The sequence below is a fragment of the Kitasatospora kazusensis genome, from assembly GCF_039529945.1.
GTDB classification, from domain to species: Bacteria; Actinomycetota; Actinomycetes; order Streptomycetales; family Streptomycetaceae; genus Kitasatospora; species Kitasatospora kazusensis.
This window is the reverse complement of the sequence record NZ_BAAANT010000002.1, coordinates 211,602-227,156: the sequence shown is the minus strand read 5'-3', so window position 1 is coordinate 227,156 and position 15,555 is coordinate 211,602. Positions and strand designations below refer to the sequence as shown.

The following is a 15,555-nucleotide window of genomic DNA, read 5'->3' as shown; positions in this document are numbered from 1 at the left end:
TCTCCCGGCGGTGGGCCTGCCGCGCTGTGTGGGTGAGGCTCCGTCAGTCCCGGGGCCTCCTGGCGCTGACCCCATGATGGGGCGGTGTCCGGCGTTCCACCGGGAGGACCCACCGGCCTTCGGCCGTCGGGAACGTCCCGCTGACAGGAGTCGTACGCCCCGACGGCCGTTACGCTGGCCGCCATGGCAGCCAGCTCAGCGCTATCCCCCCACACCCCGGGCTCGTCGGCTCCCGCTCCGGACCCCACCCCGGAGCGGGCCACCACACCGGCCCCGCCCCCGGCCACCGCACCGGCCACCTCCGAGCCCCGCACCCGCAGGTCCGGCTACCGGAGACTGCCGGTGCAGCAGCGACGCGAGCAACTGATCGCTGTCGCACTGGAGTTGTTCAGCTCCCGGCCGCCGGAGGAGGTCAGCCTGGACGACGTCGCCGAGGCGGCCGGCGCCTCCCGCCCGCTGGTCTACCGGTACTTCGCCGGCGGGAAGCAGCAGCTGTACGAGGCCGCCCTGCGCAGCGCGGCGGAGGAGTTGGCGAGCCGGTTCTCCGTACCCGCCGAGGGCACCCCGACGGCGCAGCTGGCCGCCGTGCTGGACCGGTACTTCGCCTTCGTCGCCGAACACGAGACCGGCTACGGCGCGCTGCTGCGCGGGGGTTCGGTGGTCGAGACGGCGCGGACCTCGGCGATCGTGGACGAGGTGCGGCGGGCCGCGCTGCGCCGCACCGTGCGGCACCTGGGGGTGCAGGAGGCCGGGCCCCGGCTGACGCTGCTGGTGCGTTCGTGGATCTCGGTGGTCGAGGCGTCCGCGCTGACCTGGCTGGACGAGGGGCGGCAGATCGAGCCCGACTCGCTCCGGGACTGGCTGGTGGACGAGTTCGTGGCGATGACCGTGGCGACCGCCGGACACGACCCGCAGACCGCCGGGGTGCTGGCCGGCCTGCTCGCGCTGGAGACACCGGACGGGCCGGCGGCGGCGCTGGTCGGGCGGCTCCGGAACCTTCCGCTGCCGGGCCTGCCGCTGCCGGACTGAGGCCGAGCCGGGACCGGCCCCCGTGCCAAGGGCCGGTCCGCAGTACCGGGTCGTGCAGTGCCTGGTCGTGCTGTGCCGGATCGCGCAGTACCGGATCGCGCAGTACGGGCTGGGCGGTAACCGGCCTGGGCAGGGCCGGGGTTACGCCTTGCCGAGCACCACGCGCTGGCGGCCCAGGCCCTCGACCTCGGCCTCGACGACGTCCGCCGGGCGCAGGAAGGAGGCCCCCGGGTGCCCGAGGGTCACCCCGGCCGGCGTGCCGGTGATGACGACGTCCCCGGGCTCCAGCACCATGAACTGGCTGACGTAGCGGATGGTCTCCAGCACCGGGAAGATCATCTGAGCGGTGCTGCCGTTCTGCCGCAGCTCGCCGTTGACCCAGAGCCGCAGCGTGAGCTGCTGCGGGTCGGCGATCTCGTCGGCGGTGACCAGCCACGGGCCGAGCGGGGTGAAGGTCTCCGCCGACTTGCCCTTGTCCCACTGGCCGCCGCGCTCGTTCTGGAAGGCGCGCTCGGTGACGTCGTCGACCGTCGCGTACCCGGCGATGACGGCCGCCGCCTCCTGGTCGCTCTCCAGGTAGCGGGCGGTCCGGCCGATCACCACGGCCAGCTCGACCTCGTAGTCGGTCTTCTCGGAGCCGCGCGGCACCAGCACCTCGTCGTACCCGCCGACCACGGTGTTGCTCGGCTTGAGGAAGATCACCGGCTCGTCGGGGATCTGCGCCCCGGCTTCGGCGGCGTGGTCCCGGTAGTTCAGGCCGATCCCGACCACCTTGCCCGGCCGGGCCACCGGAGCGCCGACCCGCAGGCCCGCGATGTCGGTGGACGGCAGCTCACCGTCGGCCACCGCCCGGGCCAGCTCGGCCGGGTCGAGGGACGACAGGAAGGCCCCGTCGATGTCGGGGGTCCGGCCCGAGAGGTCGTACGCGGCACCGTCCTCGCCCAGTACCACCGGGCGCTCGGCGCCCTGAGGGCCTACACGGAGGAGCTTCACTGCCCATCACCACCTGGTTCGTCGCATGTCGGCGGGGAGGCCGCACACCTCTCCCGTCTTATGCATCCGAGGTATATCAACGACAGCGACCTTGGAACCAGAGGTTGCGGGTCGGCCAGTTCCTATCAATTCATCCAGTGCGCCGGTCCACCGAATCGGGCGCCCGTACTCTTGACAGACTCGCCCGGCTGACCATCCGGGCCCGCCGGGCGCACTACCGGCCGGTAGTCGGGCACTCCGTGCCGGACGGGGCACCAGGTGCCCGCCCGCGCGGCCGTCCGGGCCGTGCTCAGACGTCCGTCTTCGGCAGCCCCGGCGGGTTGATCTCGGAGCTCTGGACGGCCTCGCCGCTCAGACCCCAGCGCCGCAGGACCTGGCCGTAGGTGCCGTTCGTGATCACCGTGTTGAGCGCCTCGTTCAGCGCCTTGACCAGGCCGTTGTCCTTCTTGGTGGTGGCCGCGATCTTGCCGAGCAGCTCCGCGCCCGCGCCCGAGTAGGTGCCGATGATCTCGGTCAGGCCGGTCTGCGCCGCGTGGAAGGCGGCGACCGGGTTCGGGCCGAGGTAGGCGTCGATCCGGCCGGAGGACAGGGCCAGGTAGTAGTCGGAGGAGTTCTGGAAGTACTTGATGTCGACGGGCTTGAGACCCGCCTTCACGTTCTGCTCGTTCCAGGACAGCAGCAGCTTCTCCTGGTTGGTGCCGGAGGCGACCGCGATGGTGTGTCCGGCGACGTCCTTGGGGCCGGTGACCCGCCAGCCGGATCCCTTCCTGGCCTCGAAGCCGAGGATGTCGAGCCGGTAGGTGGCGAAGTCGTACTTCTCCTTGCGGGCCTCGGTCACCGTGATGTTGGTGAAGCCGGCGTCGTACTTGCCACTGTCGAGGCCGACGAAGACGTTCTCCCAGGAGACCGGGTTCAGCTCGACCTTCAGGCCCAGCACGTCGCCGACCAGGTGGGCGATGTCGGGCTCGACCCCGATGACGGTCCTGTCGTCGGTGGCGTGGAAGTCCAGCGGCGGGACGGTGCCGAGCGAGTCGACCACCCGCAGGGTGCCTCTTCGGCGGATCTCCTCCGGGACGAGGGCGGCGATCGCGCTCACCTCGGCCGTGCCGACCCGTCTCTGGTCGGCGGTCAGGTTCACCGTCGTCCCGTCGGGCGCGGCGCTGCCCTTGGCGGCGGCGGTGGACGGGGCGGCGGAGGAGCCGCAGGCGGTCAGGACCAGGGTGGCGGCGAGGCCGGCGGCGGCGAGGAGGGTACGGCGGGGCAGGGACATGGCGGGGCTCCTGGCTGGGGGAGGTCAGAGGACCTTGGAGAGGAAGGCGCGGGTGCGTTCGTGCTGCGGGTGGTCCAGGACGGCGGCGGGCGGGCCCTGTTCGACCACGACACCCCCGTCCATGAAGACCACGGTGTCGGCCACCTCACGGGCGAAGCCGATCTCGTGGGTCACGACGATCATGGTGGTGCCGGTCCTGGCCAGGTCCTTGATGACGTCCAGGACCTCGCCGACCAGCTCCGGGTCGAGTGCCGAGGTGGGCTCGTCGAAGAGCAGCACCTTGGGTTCGAGCGCCAGTGCCCGGGCGATCGCCACCCGCTGCTGCTGGCCGCCGGAGAGCTGGCGCGGGTAGGCGTCCGCCTTGTCCGCGAGGCCGACCCGGTCGAGCAGCTCGCGGGCCTGTGCCCGGGCGGCGGCCTTCGGCCTGCGCAGCGCGCCGACCGGTGCCTCGGTGATGTTCTGGAGCACGGTCAGGTGCGGGAAGAGGTTGAAGTTCTGGAAGACGAAGCCGATGTGGGTGCGCTGCCGGAGCACCTCGCGCGCGGAGCGCTCGTACAACCGGTCCCCCACCCGGCGGTAGCCGATCAGCTCGCCGTCGATCGAGACGTGGCCCCGGTCGAGCTTCTCCAGGTGGTTGACCGCCCGCAGCAGGGTGGACTTGCCGGAGCCCGACGGGCCGAGCACGACCGTCACCGAACCCGCCGGGACCCGGAGGTCGACGCCGCGCAGCACGTCGAGCCGCCCGAAGCTCTTGTGCACGTTCCGGACGTCCACCATGGTCGCGGCCGGTCGGGGCGCCACGGTCCCGGCGGCGGTCGTCTGCGGCTCGGTCGCGGTCACTTGAGGCCTCCTGAGGGGACGAGCCGGGTCGCCCGGATCTGCTGGACGAGGTCGCGCAGCCGCCGTAGCGGGGTCGGCGGCGGCGTGCGCCGGGAGCCCCGGGCGAAGTACCGCTCGACGTAGTACTGGCCGGCCGAGAGCAGGGTGGTGAGCAGGACGTACCAGACCGTCGCCACCATCAGCAGCGGGACGACCCGGCCGGTGCGGCCGTAGATGACCTGCACCTGGTAGAACAGCTCGCCGATCGCCATCACCGAGACGATCGAGGTGCCCTTGAAGAGCGAGATGACCTCGTTGCCGGCGTTCGGCAGGATCGCCCGCATCGCCTGCGGCAGGACGATCCGCCGCAGCTGGCGCCACCGGGGGATGCCGAGCGCGGCGGCGGCCTCCGTCTGGCCGCCGTCCACCGAGACCAGGCCGGAGCGGATGATCTCGGCGGCGTACGCGGCCTGGTGCAGCGCCAGCCCGAGCACGGCCGCGCCCAGCGGGCCGAGCACGTCCATGGTGGCGAAGCTCCAGAACGTCGGGCCGAACGGGACGCCGAGGCCCAGCCGCTGGTAGAGGTACGAGAGGTTGAACCAGAAGATCAGCTGGACGATCAGCGGAATCGACCGGAAGATCCAGATGTACGTCCAGGCGATGGTCTGCAGGACCGGGCTGGGCGAGAGCCGCAGCAGCGCGACCACCGCGCCCAGTGCGAAGCCCAGGACCGTGCCGTAGCAGGTGAGCTGGAGCGTGGTCCCGACGGCGGTCAGCACGGTGCCGGTGGTCAGGAAGGCCCGGAAGGTCGGCCAGTCCCACCCGGGGTTGACCGCCAGGCCGTGCAGGAACTGCGCGGTGAGGACGACGACGGCGGCCCCGGCGGCCCAGCGCCAGGGGTGCCGGGCGGGGACGACCGGCAGGCCGGCGAGGCTGCCCAGGTCGTCCGGGCCGTCCACGTCGTCCGGGCCCTCGGGAGGTCCTGCCTCGGCCGGTCTCCCGGTGCCGACGGGATCGGTGGCAGTGGTGGTAGTGGTCGGGGCGGTGGTCATGGTGGGACTCCTCGTTGGATCCGACACGGGGTCACGGGTGCTCGGGCGGGTTCGTCCTCGACTCGGTGATCGCCGAGTCCTCGGTGCCCCACTTGCGCAGGATCCGGGCGTAGGTGCCGTCCTGGATCAGCCGGTCGACCGCCTGTTGGAAGGCCGGGGTGAGCGGGGAGCCCTTCCGGAAGGCGAACCCGACGTCGAGCCGGTGGAACTCGCCCAGGAACCTGGTCCCGGCCGCCGGCTGCGCGGCCTGGTAGCGCAGGCCGTTGATGGTGGACATCACGGCGTCGACCCGGCCCTGCTGGAGGCTGGTGAGGACGGCGCCGGAGTCGGCGAACGCCTTCACCTGGTAGGGCTTGCGGCCCGCGTCGGCGCAGACGCCCTTCTTCGCGTTCAGCGTGGACTCGAAAGTGGTGCCGACCCCGGTGCCGATGGTCAGTCCGCAGAGCTGGGACAGGTCGGTGACGGCCTTCAGCGAGGTGTTGTCCTTCTTCACCGCGAAACCCTGGCCGTCGTCGATGTAGGTGACGAAGTCGACGGTCTTCAGGCGGGCCGTGGTGACGCCGAAGTTCCCGGTGCCGACGTCGTACTTGCCGCTGCCGAGCGCGGGCAGGATGGTCTCGAAGGACGCGTCCTCGCGCTGGAGGGTCAGGCCGAGCACCCTGCCCACGGCGTCGGCGAAGTCGACGTCGAGCCCTGCCGCCTTCCTGGTCGCCGGGTCCGGGTAGAAGGCGGTGGGCGGGCTGCCGACGGCGGCGCCGAGCCGGAGCGTGCCGGCCCTGCGGACCTCCGGCGGCAGCAGCGCCGCGATCGAGTCGACCTTCGGCTCGGCCGAGACCACGTCCTGGCCCGCCGCGGCCACGACCGAACTCCCCGCGGCGGAGGGCGACCCGGCCGGGCCGGAGCCGCAGGCCGTGAGCGCGGTCGTCGACAGCAGGACGAGGGCGGCGAGCGTTGCGCGTCTCACGGGGTCGGTGCCTTTCGGACGGTCCGGGGGGATCGGACGGCTGGGGCGGAAGGGCTGGAAGGGGCGGACGGGAGGGCGCCGACGGGCAGGTGCTTCTCGAACGGCAGCGGGCGGAACGGGGCCGGCTCCGCCGTGACATCGAAGAGCGGGGTGTACCCGGTCGCCAGGTAGAGGCCCTTCGCCTCGGGCTGGCGCGGGCCGGTGGTGAGGTGGATCCGCCGGTAGCCGGCCTCGGCGGCGGCCAGTTCCAGTTCGGCGAGGACCCGCCGGGCCAGGCCTCGGCGGCGGTGCGCGGAGTGCGTCCACATCCGTTTGAGTTCGGCCGTCCGCTCGTCGTAACGGCGGTAGGCGCCGCCCGCCACGGGCTCGCCGTCCGCGAGCAGCAGGAGCAGCAGCCCGCCCGGCGGCTCGAACTCGGCCGCCGGGAAGCGGCTCATCTCCTGGCGGGCGCCCTCGCCGTAGCGGGCGACGTACTCCTCGGTCAGCTCGCGGACGAGCGGCTCCGTCGCCGGGTCGGCCAGCGTGGTGCGCCGCACCTGGAGGACGGGCGTCACGCCTGCACCAGGGCGGACGGCCGGTCGCGCCCGGCGGCGGCCTCCGCCGCAGCCGTCGCGGCCACCCGCGCGGCGTCCCGCTTGGCGACCTCCTCGCGGACGATCGGGATCACGTAGCGGCCGAAGTCGATCGCGTCGCCCAGCAGGTCGTACCCGCGCGCGGAGAGGATGTCGACGCCCAGGTCGTAGTAGTCCAGCAGGGCCTGGGCGACGGTTTCGGGCGTCCCGACCAGGGCGTTGGAGTTGCCGGCCCCGCCGGTGGCGGCGGCGGTCGGGGTCCAGAGCGCGCGGTCGTAGCGCTCGCCCGCCTCGGCGATCTCGATCAGCCGCTGGGAGCCGGCGTTCTCCGGCCGCCAGGCCGCGTCGGCCGTCTCGCCGGGCCGGGCCGCCGTCCGGCGGACCAGGGCGCCGGACGCCTTGTGCGCCTTGATGGTGTCGACCGTCCGGTAGGCCTTCTCCCAGGCGAGTTCCTCCGTCGGCGCGATGATCGGCCGGAAGGCCACCTGGATGCGCGGGCTGTCCGTCCGCCCCGCCGCCCGCGCCGCCGCCCGGACCCGCTCGATCTGCTCGGCGGTCTGCGCCAGCGGCTCGCCCCAGAGGCAGTAGATGTCCGCCTCGGCCCCGCCCGCCGCGTAGGCCGCCGCCGAGGACCCGCCGAACGAGACGCCGGGGCGCGGCTGTTGGACGGGGAAGACGTCGGAGACGAAGTCGTGGAACCGGTAGTACTCGCCCTCGTGGTCGAAGGGCTCCCTGCTGGTCCAGATCCGCTTGACGATCTCGATGTACTCCCGGGTGCGGGCGTACCGCTGGTCCTTCGTCAGGAAGTCGCCCTCCCGCTGCTGCTCGTGGTCGCTGCCGCCGGTGATGAAGTGCACGGTGAGCCGGCCGTCGCTGATCTGGTCCAGCGTGGCGAAGGTCTTGGCGGCGAACGTCGGGTACGAGACGTTCGGCCGGTGGGCCAGCAGGATCTGGAGCTTGTCCAGCCTGGCCGCGAGGTACGCGGCGCCGGGCGCCGGGTCGGGGGAGCCGGCGCCGTAGGCGAAGAGGACCCGGTCCCAGCCGTGCTCCTCGTGGGCGCGGGCCAGTCGCAGGGTGTAGTCGCGGTCGAAGGCGGCGGTGGTGCGGGCGGCGGTCTCCGAACCGTCGCCGGTGGCGGCGATACCGAGGAACTCGACGGGCATGGGGTGACCCTTTCGGCGATACGGGGTGTGCACGGGCAGGCCGGGGCGAACTCCGTTGCACGGCAACGGAATCGGGTAGGCAGAAGCGGCAACGCGAGCAGGAGTGAATGCGCATGACGAAGCGTCAGCGGGAAGAGCGGAGGAGGCGGCAGCGTGCGCCTGTGAACCGTCGGTGCGGACGGCGTCCCGGACCCGCGAAGGGGTGGACCGAGGGGGGTCTCCGAGGAGTCTCCGAGAGGAGAGAAGGGCCGGTCAGACGGCCCGCTGCCGGGTCAGCCGCGACACGCCGCGGACCACACCCGACCGAAGTCGATGTGGTCGCGGGTGACCAGGGGCTGACCGGCGTTCATGTCGCAAGTTGAGCAGTGAACCTCTCGGTTCGTCAACCACCGTCCGGTTTCCGCCTGTCCTCGACGGCCTGGCCCCCCGACGGCCCGACTCCTCGACGGCCCGGTCCCCGATGACCCGGGCCCTCGACGGCCCGGACGCTCGGCACCCTGAGCCCTTGACAGCCCGGCCTCGGCCACACGTACGATCACGGACGGAGCGAGTGCCATCCGTGCTGAGGGGCGCGGAGTTGCGTGACGCGGTCAGCAGTCCTGTCGGCCTGCCCCCGCCCTGGAGCCCCTGATGGCCACGACGCACGACGTCCTGCCCGCACTCTCCCCGCCCCGACCACCCCTCCCGGCCGAACCCCGGATCGTGCCGCGCCGCCGCCCGGGCCGGCTGGCCGCCTCGGCGCTCGCGCTGCTGGTGTCCGCCATGGTCCTGAACTCCGTGGTCCGCAACCGCGCGTTCCAGTGGGACGTGGTGGGCCGGTACCTCACCACCGCCTCGATCGCGCACGGCCTGCTGCTCACCCTCTGGCTGACCGCCGCCGTGATGGTGCTCGGCTTCCTGCTCGGCACCCTGTTCGCGGTGATGCGGCTCTCCGGCAACCCCGTGCTGCGGGTGCTGAGCTGGGGCTACGTCTGGATCTTCCGTTCGACCCCGATCCTGGTGCAGCTGCTGTTCTGGTTCAACATCGGCGCGCTCTACCCGACGCTGGGCCTGGGCATCCCGTTCGGGCCCGAGTTCCTCACCGTCCGGACGGTGAACCTGTTCGGCCCGACGCTGACCGCCGTGATCGGGCTGACCCTGCACGAGGCCGCGTACGCCGCCGAGGTGGTGCGCGGCGGCATCCTCTCCGTCGACCAGGGCCAGCTGGAGGCCGCCCAGTCGCTGGGCCTGCGCCGGGCCCGGGTGCTGCGCCGGATCGTCGTCCCGCAGGCGATGCGTTCGATCGTGCCCACCGCCGGGAACATGCTGATCGGCACCCTCAAGGGCACCAGCATCGTCAGCGTGCTGGCCGTGCAGGACCTGCTCTACTCGGCGCAGGTGATCTACAACCAGACCTACCAGGTCGTCCCGCTGCTGCTGGTCGCCACGCTCTGGTACGTCGCCGTGACGAGCGTGCTCTCCGTCGGCCAGTACTACCTGGAGCGCCACTACGCACGCGGCACCACCCGGGGCGGGCTGCCGCCGACACCCTGGCAGCGCCTCCGCGCGGCCCTCGACAGCGCGGCGGGGGAACGGAGTTGAGCACCCTGGTGATCGTCGGCGCGGGCCCCCGGGCCGTCGGACTGCTGGAGCGGCTGGCCGCCAACGCGGCGGAACTGCTGCCCGCCGACCGGCCGTTGCGGATCCACCTGGTCGACCCGTACCCGCCCGGCGGCGGCCGGATCTGGCGCCACGCGCAGTCCCCGCTGCTGCGGATGAACTCGATGGCGGCGGACGTGACGATGTTCACCGACGAGGCCTCGACCGTCGAGGGCCCGATCCGCCCGGGGCCGTCACTGGCCGAATGGGCCCGCCGTCCGGAGGAGTTCGAGCCGTACCGGCCGGTCGCCGACCCGGCGGTACGGGACGAGCTGCGTACCCTCGCGCCCACCGACTTCCCGACCCGGCGGGCCCAGAGCGCCTACCTGGACTGGACGCTGCGCCGCGCGGTGGCCGCCCTGCCCGCCCATGTCACCGTCACCACGCACCGGGACACCGCCCGCTCCGTCACCGGGCCGGCCGACGGACGGCAGCTGGTCCGGCTCACCGACCGGGTACTGGCCGCCGACCAGGTGGTCCTGGCGCTCGGCCACCTCGGATCCGTGCCGAAGAGCGACCCGACGGCCGAATTCGCCTCCCGGCACGGCCTTTTCCACCTGCCGCCGGCCTTCTCCACGGACGCCGACCTCAGCGGGGTGGCGGCCGGGCAGCACCTGATCGTGCGCGGCCTCGGCCTGGCCTTCGTCGACCTGGTCGCACTGCTCACCGAGGGCCGGGGCGGCCGGTTCGAGCAGACACCGGACGGGCTGGTCTACCACCCGTCCGGCCGGGAGCCGGTGATCCACGCGGGCTCGCGGCGCGGTGTGCCGTACCACTCCAAGACCGGCTACCGGCTGCAGGGCCCGCCGCCACCGCTGCCCCGCTACTTCGGCCCGTCGGCGCTGGACGCCCTGCCGGCCGGCCGCGGAGAGCTCGAACTGCGGCGCGACCTCTGGCCGTTGATGGCCAAGGAGACCGGCTTCGGCCACTACCACGAGCTGTTCCACGCCCACCCCGAGCGCACCACGCTGCCCTGGGCCGAGTTCCTCGCCCGGTACGACCGGCTCGACTGGTACTCCCCCGGGCTCACCCGGCTGGTCGCCGAGGCCGTCCCCGACCCGGCGGACCGGCTCGACTTCGAGGCACTGGACCGCCCGCTGGCCGGGCTCCGGCTGGACTCCGCCGAGCAGCTCCAGCACCACCTGCGCGGGTACCTCACCGCCGACGCCGACCGCCGCGCCGACCCCGCGCACAGCGCCGACCTCGGCGCCTTCCTGGCGCTGCTGTCGGTCTACACCCAGCTGCCCGGGGTGGTGGCCGCCGGGCGGCTCACCGTCCGCTCGGTCGCCGAGGAGCTGGACGGCTGGTGGACGGGCTTCTTCTCGTTCCTGGCCTCCGGCCCGCCGGGCTTCCGGCTCCGCCAGCTGCTCGCCCTCGCCGAGGCCGGAGTGCTGCGCTTCCTGGGCGCGGACGTCCGGATCGGCACCGACGAGGCGACCGGCACCTTCACCGCGACCAGCCCGACCGTGCCCGGCCACACCGTGCACGCCACCGCGCTGATCGACGGCTACCTCCCCCGGCCCGCGCTGACCGGCACCGAGGACGGACTGCTGCGCGAGCTGCACTGGGCCGGCGAGGCGGCGGAGGAGGTGCTCCGCGACCCGACCCACACCCACCCCTCCGGCCTGCTCGCCGTCTCCCCCGCCGACGGCCGGATCCTCGACCCCACCCTCGGCGGCACCCCGCACCCCCGCCGGACGGCCCTCGGCCCGCACACCAGCAACCGCTCGTACGCGGCCTTCGCCCGCCCGCGCACCGACGCGCCCGCCTTCCGCCAGAACGACGCCGCCGCGCGCTCCCTCCTGCGGGCACTGGCCGGGCCCGCCCGGGAGCGCGCACAACCGGGCGCGGCCGGGCGGGCCGGCGCCCCGGCCGCCGCCGCGCGCAGTGCCCCACGCCCCTGAAGGGCCGGCCGCCGGTCCCCAGGTGACAGGATTGGGAGTGGGTCGGCAACGGCGCGCGGCCCCCGAAGCAGGAGGTGGGCAGTCATGGCCAAGCAGGCCCCGCAGAGTGACCCGGCGCAGGACGCGCCCCAGGTGGGGGCGCCCCACCACGCCGCGGCCGGGCTGCCCGCCGTCGGACACAGCCTGCGGATGGCCGGGGAGCAGATGGGGGCCCGCCGGGCGCTGTCCACCCTGCTCAAGGTCAACCAGCAGGACGGGTTCGACTGCCCCGGCTGCGCCTGGCCCGAGCCGGACAAGCCGCACCTGGCCGAGTTCTGCGAGAACGGCGCGAAGGCGGTCGCCGAGGAGGCCACCGAGCGGCGGATCAACCGCGAGTTCTTCGCCGCGCACCCGGTCGCCGAGCTGGCCGAGCGCTCCGGCTACTGGCTGGGCCAGCAGGGCCGGCTCACCGAGCCGATGCTGCTGGACGAGGGCGCGACGCACTACGTGCCGGTCTCCTGGGACCGCGCCTTCGCGATCGTCGCGGAGGAGCTCAAGGCGCTGGACACCCCCGACGGCGCCGCCTTCTACACCTCGGGCCGGACCAGCAACGAGGCCGCCTTCGCGTACCAGCTGTTCGCCCGCCAGCTCGGCACCAACAACCTCCCCGACTGCTCGAACATGTGTCACGAGTCGAGCGGTTCGGCGCTCACCGAGACGCTCGGCGTCGGCAAGGGCAGTGTCAGCCTGAAGGACCTCTACCAGGCCGACCTGATCATCGTGGCCGGGCAGAACCCGGGCACCAACCACCCCCGGATGCTCTCCGCGCTGGAGCGCGCCAAGCGGGCCGGCGCGAAGATCGTCAGCGTCAACCCGCTGCCGGAGGCCGGGCTCGAACGCTTCAAGAACCCGCAGAACGCGCGCGGCCTGGTCGGCCACGGCACCAAGCTGACCGACCTCTTCCTGCAGATCCGGCTCGGTGGCGACCTGGCGCTGTTCCGTGCGCTGAACCAGCTGCTACTGAAGGCCGACGGCGCGGTCGACCACGACTTCATAGCCGAGCACTGCCTGGGCTTCGAGGACTTCGCCGCCGAGGCGGCCTCCACCGACACCGCCGAGGTGCTGGCGGCCACCGGCCTGCCGTACGAGCAGATCGAGGAGCTGGCCCGGCTGGTGCTGGCCTCCGACAAGATCATCGTCTGTTGGGCGATGGGCCTCACCCAGCACAAGCACGCCGTGCCGACCATCCGCGAGGTGGTCAACTTCCTGCTGCTGCGCGGCAACGTCGGCCGTCCGGGCGCCGGGGTCTGCCCGGTGCGCGGGCACTCCAACGTGCAGGGCGACCGGACGATGGGCATCTTCGAGCGCCCGAGCCAGGCGTTCCTGGACTCGCTGGGCAAGGAGTTCGCCTTCGAGCCGCCGCGCGAGCACGGCCTCGACGCGGTGGACACCATCCGGGCGATGCGCGACGGCAAGGTCAAGGTCTTCTTCGCGATGGGCGGCAACTTCGTCGCCGCCTCACCCGACACCGAGGTCACCGAGGCGGCGATGCGCCGCTGCCGGCTCACCGTGCACGTCTCCACCAAGCTCAACCGCTCGCACGTGATCACCGGCTCCCGCGCGCTGATCCTGCCGACACTCGGCCGCACCGACAAGGACCGGACCTCCCAGGGCGACCAGTTCGTCACCGTCGAGGACTCGATGGGCCTGGTGCACTCCTCGCGCGGCGGCCTGCGCCCGCCGAGCAGTGAGCTGCTCTCCGAGGTGGCGATCGTCTGCCGGCTCGCCCGCGCCGCCCTCGGCCCGCAGACTCCAGGGAATCCCGGGGGCGTCCCGTGGGAGGACTTCGCCGAGTCGTACGACACCGTCCGGGACCGGATCGCCCGGGTGATCCCCGGCTTCGAGGACTTCAACACCAAGGTCCGCGCCCCCGGCGGCTTCGCCCTCCCGCACGGGCCGCGCGACAGCCGGACCTTCCCGACCCACACCGGCAAGGCCAACTTCACCGTCAACCCGCTGACCGCCCCCGAGGTCCCGGCCGGGCGGCTGCTGCTCCAGACGCTGCGCTCGCACGACCAGTACAACACCACGATCTACGGCCTGGACGACCGCTACCGGGGCATCACCGGCGGCCGCCGGGTGGTGCTGGTGAACCCGGCCGACGCCGCCGAACTCGGGCTCGCCGAGGGCGCGTACGTCGACCTGGTGAGCGAGTGGACGGACGGCGTGGACCGCCGGGCGCCGCACTTCAAGGTGGTGCACTACCCGGTCGCCCGGGGCGGGGCCGCGGCGTACTACCCGGAGACCAACGTGCTGGTGCCGCTGGACTCGACCGCCGACATCAGCAACACCCCGACCTCCAAGGCCGTCGTGATCCGCTTCGAGGCTGCCGCCGGCTGACCCCGGGCACTGGACCGGTCATCGAACAGGGGTGCGAGGAGCTGCGCGAGGCGGGAGGGCACGGGTTGTCGCCTTCCGATCTCGCGCAGTTCCTCGCACCCCTTCAGTAGCTGGTCGAGTGCCCCGGGGTCAGCCCCGGCCGAGGCGGTCGGAGCTCGACGGCGAGGCGAACGCCGAGACCGAGGCCGAGACCGACGTCGAGGCGGAGGTCGAGGCGGACGCCGAGGAGGTCGGGGTCGCCGTGCCGGGGGTGGTGGGCGTGCCCGGGGTGGTCGGCGTACCCGTGGGCGTGCCGGTCGGCGACGGGCTGACCGGCGGCTTGCCGGTGGGCGACGCCGTGGTCGGGGGGTTGGTCGGCGGCTTGGTCGTGGGCGGGTTGGTCGTCGGGGGGTTGGTCGTCGGCGGCGCGGTCACCGGCGGGGTGGTCACCGGGGGCTGCGGCAGGGTGGCCGGGTTGGTGGGCTGGATCGGCGTCACGCCGTCCATGCCCTTCGGGATCGCGGGCACCGTCCACTGACCGCCCTGGTCGTCCGAGGCCGAGTCCGGGTCGGGCCGGACGGCGCCCAGGATCGGGCTCATGCCGATCGGCGAGACCTTGATCTGCGCGCCGGTGTGCGGCGCCTGCACGACCAGCCCGCCGCCGATGTACATCGCGACGTGCGAGGCGTCCTCGTGGTAGACGATCAGGTCGCCGGGGCGCAGCTGGTTCAGCGGGATGTGCGTGAGCTGGGACCACTGGTCCTCGCTGACCCGCGGGATCGGGTGCCCGGCGGCCAGCCAGGCCTGCGAGGTGAGGCCGGAGCAGTCGAAGTTGACCGGCCCGGTGCCGCCCCAGAGGTAGTCGTTGCCGAGCTTGGACATCGCGTACGCGACGGCCTTGCGCCCGGCGGCCGAGGGCGTGCGCTCGCCCTTGCCGAGCGCGCCGGAGGCGAGGAAGGCCAGCTGGGAGGCGTCGGCCTGCTGCTTCTCCAGCTGCTCCAGCTCGCTGCGCTGGGCGCCGGTGAGCGAGCCGACCATCTGCTCGACGGCGGCCAGCTTGGTGGCGACGTCGCCCTTGACCTGCTCCTGCTGGGTGGCCAGCGCCTGGGCCTGGACGAGGGCGGTCCGGGCCTGCTGCTGGAGCGCCGTCAGCGTGGCGCGGTCGCCCTTGAGCCGGTCCAGGAAGGCGGACTGCGAGCGGCCGGCGGCGGCCAGCAGCTCGGCGATGGTGGCGACCTCGTACGGGTCCTTGGCGAGCAGCAGGTCGGCGTACGCGGAGGCGTTGCCGTTGCGGTACTGCGCGCCGGCGAGCTGCGAGGCGAGGTCGGTGCCGTCACCGACGGCGACCTCCTGGCGGGCGACCCGGGCGTCCAGGTCCGCGACCAGTGCCTTCGCCTGGGCGAGCTTGGTGACCGCCGAGTTGTACTGCTCGGTGGCGGACTCGGCGTCCTGGTAGAGCTGGTGGAGGCGGTCCAGCATCGGCCCGAGGGTGGCCTTGGCCGCGGCCAGCGGGTCGGCCCCGGGCGCGACGGTCAGCACGGGCTGCGGCGGCGCGGCCGTGGCGGCGTACGCGGACCCGGCCAGCGGGAACGACAGCGCGGCCACCGCCAGTACGGCTCCACAGCGCAGGGCGGCCCGCACCCACGGACGTACGCCGCTCGCCTCAACGTGCTGTCCAGCCACCATCGACCCGTCCTCCCCCTGGTCCGGCCCCGGCCGGACGCCTGCGTACTTCCTGGCGCTACCGCCCGATCCTGTCATGGGCTGCCGTCATTCAGACAGGGGGTCTGCGG

The 15,555-nt window shown here is 73.2% G+C and carries 12 protein-coding genes; 4 read left to right on the top strand and 8 right to left on the bottom strand.

Annotation, left to right across the window (positions count from 1 at the left end):
* The first annotated feature begins 183 nt into the window (after positions 1-183).
* Positions 184-1,029 carry a TetR/AcrR family transcriptional regulator gene (locus ABD330_RS03105; protein WP_344460342.1) on the top strand — a complete coding sequence of 282 codons (846 nt, stop codon included), beginning with the start codon at positions 184-186 and terminating at the stop codon, positions 1,027-1,029.
* Between the two features lie 141 nt (positions 1,030-1,170).
* Here the strand turns inward: ABD330_RS03105 and ABD330_RS03100 are convergent, their stop codons facing one another.
* The 7 genes from ABD330_RS03100 to ABD330_RS03070 form a co-directional block, all read right to left on the bottom strand.
* Positions 1,171-2,022 (bottom strand): fumarylacetoacetate hydrolase family protein, encoded by an 852-nt coding sequence (locus ABD330_RS03100; RefSeq protein WP_344460340.1) that lies wholly within the window; start codon positions 2,020-2,022, stop codon positions 1,171-1,173.
* A 289-nt stretch (positions 2,023-2,311) separates the two neighbouring features.
* On the bottom strand, positions 2,312-3,292 hold the full coding sequence (locus tag ABD330_RS03095) for an ABC transporter substrate-binding protein (protein WP_344460338.1): 981 nt from the start codon (positions 3,290-3,292) through the stop codon (positions 2,312-2,314).
* A gap of 24 nt (positions 3,293-3,316) precedes the next feature.
* A complete protein-coding gene (locus ABD330_RS03090; protein WP_344460629.1) occupies positions 3,317-4,069 on the bottom strand; it encodes an amino acid ABC transporter ATP-binding protein in 753 nt (250 codons plus the stop codon).
* Between the two features lie 59 nt (positions 4,070-4,128).
* Complete coding sequence (locus ABD330_RS03085) at positions 4,129-5,163, bottom strand: amino acid ABC transporter permease (protein ID WP_344460336.1); 1,035 nt, start codon at positions 5,161-5,163, stop codon at positions 4,129-4,131.
* A gap of 31 nt (positions 5,164-5,194) precedes the next feature.
* Positions 5,195-6,127 carry an ABC transporter substrate-binding protein gene (locus ABD330_RS03080; protein WP_344460334.1) on the bottom strand — a complete coding sequence of 311 codons (933 nt, stop codon included), beginning with the start codon at positions 6,125-6,127 and terminating at the stop codon, positions 5,195-5,197.
* Entirely contained in the window at positions 6,124-6,681 is a 558-nt protein-coding gene (locus tag ABD330_RS03075; RefSeq protein WP_344460332.1) for a GNAT family N-acetyltransferase, read from the bottom strand. The genes ABD330_RS03080 and ABD330_RS03075 overlap by 4 nt, the downstream gene beginning before the upstream one ends.
* Positions 6,678-7,862 carry an LLM class flavin-dependent oxidoreductase gene (locus tag ABD330_RS03070; RefSeq protein ID WP_344460330.1) on the bottom strand — a complete coding sequence of 395 codons (1,185 nt, stop codon included), beginning with the start codon at positions 7,860-7,862 and terminating at the stop codon, positions 6,678-6,680. Before ABD330_RS03070 ends, ABD330_RS03075 begins: the two co-directional genes overlap by 4 nt.
* A 630-nt stretch (positions 7,863-8,492) precedes the next feature.
* On the opposite strand from ABD330_RS03070, the gene ABD330_RS03065 reads away from it, so the two are divergent.
* The 3 genes from ABD330_RS03065 (at position 8,493) to ABD330_RS03055 (ending at position 13,783) form a co-directional block, all read left to right on the top strand.
* Positions 8,493-9,443, top strand: coding sequence for an amino acid ABC transporter permease (locus tag ABD330_RS03065; protein WP_344460328.1), 951 nt, complete (start codon positions 8,493-8,495; stop codon positions 9,441-9,443).
* Positions 9,440-11,404, top strand: coding sequence for an FAD/NAD(P)-binding protein (locus tag ABD330_RS03060; protein WP_344460326.1), 1,965 nt, complete (start codon positions 9,440-9,442; stop codon positions 11,402-11,404). The genes ABD330_RS03065 and ABD330_RS03060 overlap by 4 nt, the downstream gene beginning before the upstream one ends.
* Before the next feature lie 84 nt (positions 11,405-11,488).
* Entirely contained in the window at positions 11,489-13,783 is a 2,295-nt protein-coding gene (locus ABD330_RS03055; protein ID WP_344460324.1) for an FdhF/YdeP family oxidoreductase, read from the top strand.
* A gap of 129 nt (positions 13,784-13,912) precedes the next feature.
* Here ABD330_RS03055 and ABD330_RS03050 read toward each other — a convergent pair whose 3' ends face one another.
* Positions 13,913-15,448: a C40 family peptidase gene (locus ABD330_RS03050; RefSeq protein ID WP_344460322.1), complete on the bottom strand. Its 1,536-nt coding sequence runs from the start codon at positions 15,446-15,448 to the stop codon at positions 13,913-13,915.
* Positions 15,449-15,555 lie beyond the last annotated feature (107 nt).